The sequence below is a fragment of the Protofrankia sp. Cr2 genome (assembly GCF_963555885.1).
Lineage (GTDB): Bacteria > Actinomycetota > Actinomycetes > Frankiales > Frankiaceae > Protofrankia.
In genome coordinates this window covers 41,759-48,859 of record NZ_CAUVXG010000039.1, presented here as the reverse complement: position 1 = coordinate 48,859, position 7,101 = coordinate 41,759, and the positions used below count along the sequence as shown (strand labels likewise).

The 7,101-nt window shown below is 69.0% G+C and carries 3 protein-coding genes; all 3 read left to right on the top strand.

Annotated elements, in window-relative coordinates; translation table 11 throughout:
• The coding region (locus U9978_RS17005; RefSeq protein ID WP_322762122.1) for a hypothetical protein at positions 1-371 on the top strand (371 nt) is incomplete at its 5' end.
• 231 nt (positions 372-602) lie between these two features.
• A complete protein-coding gene (locus U9978_RS17000) occupies positions 603-1,331 on the top strand; it encodes a hypothetical protein (protein WP_322762121.1) in 729 nt (242 codons plus the stop codon).
• Positions 1,332-1,460: 129 nt separating this feature from the next.
• The coding region (locus U9978_RS16995) for a TIR domain-containing protein (protein WP_322762120.1) at positions 1,461-7,101 on the top strand (5,641 nt) is incomplete at its 3' end.

The window sequence follows — 7,101 nt, the reverse complement described above, 5'->3', positions numbered from 1 at the left end:
TGGCGACCGGCCGGCAACTGCGCCACTTCACCGGTGACGCCCGCCAGGCGCCGGACTCGGCGTCCTCCCCCGACGGGTCCCTGCGTGCCGTCGGTCACCTCGACGGCACGGTTGAACTGCGCCGCACGGATAGTGGCGACACACTCGCCACCCTGGTCGGCCTGGACGCGGGAGGTTGGGCCGTTCTCCTCCCCGACGGCCGATTCAAGATCGAAGGCGATCCGGGACGCTCACTGTGGTGGGTCATCAAACTGTGCCGCTTCGAGCCGGGTGATCTCGACAGACTCGACATCGACACCGGGCTTCCCGACCTTCGCCCATCCGCCGTCCGCCCGCGTGGACCGGAGAACGACCCCAACCGCCGCCGCTAGGCCGCTCCAAGCATGGGATCTGTCTTTCCGCAGGTCAGGCACCTCCCGCCCGAAAGCCGTAAAAGAAACACTTTTCCATCATCGGAACGATTGCTAACATGCGTTCTCAGAACTGCCTCCACAGTATGGCCGGAGTTGCCGCGGTACTCACGACGCCGGCCATGGTGACACGCGAACACCGTCGGACACCTGCGCATGCGTATTAACGCGTCGAGTAGAGGACCCACGCCGATGACGTCCTACACCCAACTACGCGGCCAGGTCGACGGTATCCGCCACGGGGCCGTTCCCGACTGGTTGACGCGGGCGCTGGTAAAGGTGGCAACCGCGCCCGATGACGCGACCGTACTGTGCCATCCGCTGGGATTCCTGTGTGTGCCGGTGTGGCGTTTCGACGAGGGTGGTGTCTGCGTGCACGTATGGACCCGGCGGGTCTCCGCGGCGCGCCCGACCACATCACCGGTGCACTGCCACAGTTGGGACCTGTACAGCCTCGTGCTGGCCGGCGAGGTGCACAACCACCTCCCGCGGGTCGTGCCGGTGGCCCCGGTACGCACGGCCCCGGTACGCATGGCCCCGGTACGCATGGCCCCGGTACGCATGGCCCCGGCACCCACCCATCGGCTCTTCGACGTACACAGTCACCACGACATGGACGAGATTCACGCCACCGGCGAGCTCGTGCGCTGCGAGCCGGGAAGAGCGGAGAGCGTGCGTGCGGGTGATGTTTACGCCATGGCGGCCGGGACGTTCCACCTGACCGACATCGTCGGCGGTGAGGCGGCGACCCTGGTGCTGGCGCACAACCGACCGGGCGGACGCGACCGAACGGTCGGAGCGGTCTATCTGCGGGACCATCGGGTGCAGCGGGCGCACAGCGATTCCATCACACGCAGGTGGGCGGCCCGAGCCGTCCTGCAGCTTCTCACCGGACCCCGGCTGGTCCTCCAGCCGATGTAAGGGCATACCTCCCCGCGCACCGGGGCCCGGGCCGCCGAACATGATATCGCCCTGGCAAGAAAAACAAGCCACGCAGACGACATCGCGCGTCACTTCAACCTCACGGTATCCCCACGCCATACTGGCTGAATGCCGCCACAAGCCCATCCGACCCGTGCGGGCCGTCCGTTGGACTTCTTCATCAGCTACTCCGGGGCCGATGGGCGCTGGGCATCCTGGATCGCCTGGCAACTGGAGACCGCCGGCTACCGCACCATGATCCAGAAATGGGACTTCGTTCCCGGCACCAACTTCCTGGATTTCATCGACCGTGGGGTGAGTGAAGCAGCCGCTGTCATCGCGGTCCTGTCCCACCGTTACCAGAGCTCCCCATGGACCCGGCTGGAATGGCTGGCCGCGTTCGACCCGGATCCGTCCAGGAACAAGCTCATCACCGTCCGCGTAGAGGACTGTGAACCCGACGGCGTACTTGCGAAGATTACGTTCGTCGACCTGGTCGCCGTGACCGACCAGGCCCAGGCCCGCACGCTGTTACTGGACAGGGTTTCCGCCGCACGTTCCGGACGCGCGAAACCGAGCGTTGGCCCCAATTACCCGCTGTCACCTTCTGTACATGTCGTCGCGCCCGTGGACGCACCGCCCACGGCAATCGGTCCATCGGTCGCTCCAAGCCGCGTCACGACCCGCAGGGTGCCCGCCGCACCGCCCGAGTACCCGCCGTCAGCGCGCTCCGCCCGCACGCCGCGGGAATCCGTCACGGTGCTGCACCTCGCCGCACCCCGGATACCCCGCCGCGACCCGAATGGCGGACGCTCCGCCGGTGAGGACCTTCAGGCACGGATCTGGGGGGACGTCACCCGCCTCGTCCACGCCGGCGCACCCCAGCCGGACCTCCTCGTCATCACCGGCGACGTGACCAGGTCCGGCCACCTGCGGGAGTTCGAGGAGGCGCTGACCTTCCTCGCCGGCCTGCGAGCACTACTCAGCCTCGAACCCCACCGGCTGGTGCTCGTCCCAGGAAGCCACGACGTGAACCATGCCGCGTGCCGCGCGTACTTCGCCGACCGCGACGCCGACGACATGGAGCCGACGCCTCCCTACTGGCCGAAGTGGCGGCACTTCGCCAGGTTCTTCCGCGAGGTCTACCAGGGCATCGAGGGCCCACTGTTCGAGGCCGACCAGCCCTGGTCACTGTTTCACGTCGCCGACCTCGACGTGGTGGTCGCGGGGCTCAACTCGACCATGGCGGACAGCCATCGCGAGATCGACCACTACGGATACCTCGGCGACCCCCAGGCGACCTCGTTCGCCAACCAGCTGCGACCATTCGAGCGGGAAGGGCTGCTGCGTATCGGCGCGGTATACCACCCCCCGCGGCCAACGGGCGGTGGGCCGGTCGACGAGGCAAGCGTGTTGCGTGACACCGCTGCCCTCGACCGGCTGGTCGCGGCCCGCCTCAACCTGCTCCTGCCGGGGCTGCGGGCGGGTGGCCAGGGCGAGTCCAGCGTGCTGCACTCCGGCCTGCCCGTGCCGCCGGCACCCGCACCCGGGCGACTCCAGCTGCTGACGCTCGACCCCGACGGGCTCACCCGCTGGACCGACGACGACGGCCCGGACCACACCCGGGCCGGGCACGCCGCCGGGGTGGAGAAACTGCGTCGGCGCTGGCAGTCCGTCGGCGTGACGTTTCCCAGCCCGACCACCGAGACCGCCGACGCCCCCACCGCTGGGCCGACCGGCACCCTCGTGACCGGCGACGGGTCCGACTCGGACGTCGGACCGCGCAGCGCAGCCGATCCGCTCGCCGGCCACCTCGAGCGAATCGAGGAGGTGTGCCGAACCCGGTACCCCGATGCCCGCATCCGCCTGGTCACCGGCCCCGTTCGGCATCTCCTGGTCACCTACGTCGAGGACGGCTACACCCGCCAAGCCCGGATCGGTGGCCACCTCGGCCTGATCAATCGGGATGACGTGGAGAAATTCGTCCAGCACGTCCACGCGGTGGAACCCGACCTCCGTTCAGAGATCGTCACCGATGTTCCCCCGCAGCAGACCCTGCGCGAGCAGGCGTGGCGCCGCCGGGTACGCGTACGCAGCTTCATCGAGTTCCAGGGCCTGTTGGATCTCAGTGACTTCGTGACGGACCAGACCACCCGGCTGGCCAACGACCCGCAGTATCGGTCGGGCCTGTATGTCCCACAGCGCTACCGTGAACTTGTAGGCACCGACCGTGAAGTCCACGACGGACTCGCCGAGGAGCTACTGCGACTCCTCGGCCAGGACGACGGCCGGTTCGTCCTGCTGCTCGGCGACTTCGGTCGGGGCAAGACCTTCGCCCTGCGTGAGATCGCCCGGCGGGTGCCCACCGAGCTGCCCCACCTGACGCCGATCTTCATCGAACTCCGCGCCCTGGACAAGGCACACACCGTCTACGGGCTGGTCGCCGCCCACCTTGCCAACCACGGGCGGAACCTCATCGATCTGACGGCGTTCCGGTACATGCTGCGGGAAGGCCGCATCGTGCTGCTGTTCGACGGGTTCGACGAGTTGGTGAACCGGGTCACCTATGATCGAGCAGCCGATCATCTGGAGACGCTCCTGCAGGCCGCCCAGGGCAATGCCAAAATCATCATCGCCAGCCGAACCCAGCACTTTCAGACCGGCTCCCAGGTACTCACCGCGCTCGGCGAGAAGGTCGGCCTGCTACCGGGGCGCCGGGTGCTGAGCGTCGAGAACTTCGTCCCGTCCCAGATCCGCACCTATCTGGTGAATCACTACGGCGGGGACGAGAAGGCCGCCGACGAACGCATGGCTCTGATCAAAAACGTTCAAGATCTTACCGGGCTGTCGCGCAACCCGCGGATGCTGAGTTTCGTGGCCAACCTGGACGCCGCCCGGCTGGCCGAAGTGGCGAAGGCCGGGCACACCCTGTCCGCGGCCGGGCTCTACCAGGAGATCCTCACGTCCTGGCTCCAGTTCGAGGTACGACGCGCTCAGGGTGTCCAGGGAACGCCGGTCACGCTCAGCCTCGACGACCTGTGGACGGCGGTACGGACCCTCGCGTTGATGCTGTGGGAGTCAAAGGAGTCGTTCCTGCGCCTTGACGAGATCAACGAGGTCGCGAATGCCCTCACCGCGTTGACAAAAGGAGGCATGTCCGCCCAGCAGGTCACCCACGCCGTCGGGGCCGGCAGTCTGCTGACCCGCGCTGACGAGGGACTGTTCGGGTTCATCCACTTCTCGGTGATCGAATGGCTCGTCGCCGATGACATCGCCCGCCGTTTCAGGCATGGCGAGGCCAACCCCGCGTTGCTGTCCAGACATCACCTGTCCGGGCTGACTGTCGAGTTCCTCTGCGACCTGGCACCCGGCGATGCGTGCCGGGCCTGGGCCACCGACGCGCTCGACAGTTCCGATGTCCACAGCATAGCCCGGGCCAACGCATTGAAGATCAGTTCTCGGCTTCGCACCCCCATCCACAGCGACCTGCGGGGACGATCGCTACGCGGCGAGGACCTCTCATACCGCGAGATGCGCGCGGTCGACTTCACTGGTGCGGACCTCACCGACGCCGTGCTGACCGGCGCCGACCTCGCCGGTGCGATCATGAGGAACACCACCCTCGTTGTCGCCCGCCTCAACGACGCCACCCTCACCGGCGCGGACCTCACCGGCGCGGACCTCACCCGGGCCCGTCTGCTCGGGTGTGACCTGCGGGATGTCATCCTCGACGGCGCGTCGCTGCGGTACACCGCGATCGTGGGCGGGAGGGCTGACCCCGGGGTACTGGCCGATGCGCGCCACCGGGGCGCGGCCGTCGCCCCTGGTCAGGATGTACAGGTCGAACTGGCACCGTCCGCGGTCGGAGTCTCGTTCGGCTTCGAGATCGGCCGGCTCCCGGACCCGGTCGCCTACAGCCCGGACGGTGCGATCCTGGCGATCGCCTCCGAAGACGGCGGGGTTCTCACCTGCGACGCGGCCACCGGCAGCCCGCTGCGGACCTTGCAGGGCCACCAGAGCCGCGCCTACGCCGTCCGTTACTCCGGCGACGTACTGGCCAGCGGTTCCAGCGACACGACCGTCCGGTTGTGGGAGCCGATGACGGGCCGCCCGCTGCACACGCTGCGCGGCCACGCAGGCTGGGTCTGGCCGATAGAACTGAGCCCGGACGCCAGCGTGGTCGCCGTCGGCGACAGCAGCGGCACCATCCGATTGTGGGATACATCTACCGGCCAGGTCCGCACGCACCTCACCGGGCATGCACCCCGGGTGTGGACGGCTGCGTTCCACCCGGACGGCAGCCTGCTCGCCACCGGCGACGACGGCGGCACAGTACGGCTGTGGAAGACCGCGACCGGCGAACTGCGCCAGGAGATCACCGGCACCCGGCCGGTGTACCGACTGACCTTCAGCCCCGACGGCAGCCTGCTCGCCACCGCCGGCGACGGCGGTGAGATCCGCCTGTGGGATTCCGTTACCGGCGAACTGCGCGAGGAACTCACCGGACACGAGCGGGCCGTGTACACGCTCGACTTCCACCCGGACGGGCATCTGCTGGCCTCCGGCGACGTTGCCGGCGTCGTCCGGCTGTGGGGTCTGGATGGAGCGCGGACCCGGCAGGTCGCCACCCGGCACACCGGCGCGGTGTACCGGGTGCTGTTCAGCCCGGACGGCACGCTGCTGGCCACCGCCGACAACGACCGGGTGCTGCGGCTGCTCGACCCGGTCACCGGTGAGCAGCGCCACGAGCTCACCGGGCACAAGGGCTCCGTCTGGCCGATGGCCTTCCGGCCGGACAGTGCCCAGTTGGCCACCAGCAGCAACGACGGCACCGCCCGGCTGTGGGACCCGGCGAACGGCGGATGTGTGCGGGTGCTGGCCGGGCACGGCCGGCGGCTGACCGCGGTACGCTTCAGCCCCGACAGCTTGCTCCTGGCCACCAGCGGGAACGACGGGGCGGTGTGGCTGTGGGATCCCCGGACCGGTGAGCGTCGAGGCCACCTGACCGGTGCCGCCGACCGCCTCACATCCGCCATCTTCACCCCGACCGGCGCTACGATCGCCGCGGCCAGTAGCGGTGGCGGTGGCGTGCACCTGTGGAACCTGGAGATGCCCGGCATCGACAGCATCGGAACCTACGAGCGGGAGCTGCGGGTCGAGACCGACCACGTCTGGGCGGAGGCGTTCAGCCCGGACGGCGACATGCTGGCGACCGCGAACGACGACGACTCCGTTGGGCTGTGGTACCGCTTGACGGGCCGGCATGTGCGGACGTTCGCCGACCACCGGGGCCGGGTCCGCTCCGTTGCCTTCAGCCCGGACGGCGCTCTGCTGGCCACCGGCTGCGACGACAAACTGGTGCGGTTGTGGGACGTCAGGACCGGTGAGTGCCGTCGTACCCTCCCCGGCCACGAGGACCGGGTGTATGCGGTGGAGTTCAGCCCGGACGGGGCCCGGCTCGTGAGCGCGAGCAACGACGGCACAGCCCGGCTGTGGGACGCCGGTACCGGCGAGCTGCTGCGTACCTTCACCCAGCACACCGGACGACTCTGGTCGGCCACGTTCAGCCCGGACGGCACCGTGCTCGCAACCGCCGGCGACGACCTGCTCATCCGGCTGTGGGACCCCGACAGCGGGCGCTGCCTGGACCGGCTCACCGGGCACACCCGCCGGATCTGGTCGCTGGACTTCAGCCCCGACGGTACCCGGCTGGCAAGCTGCGGCGACGACGGCACGGCCCGGCTGTGGGACGTCCGCCGGCCCGGCGCCG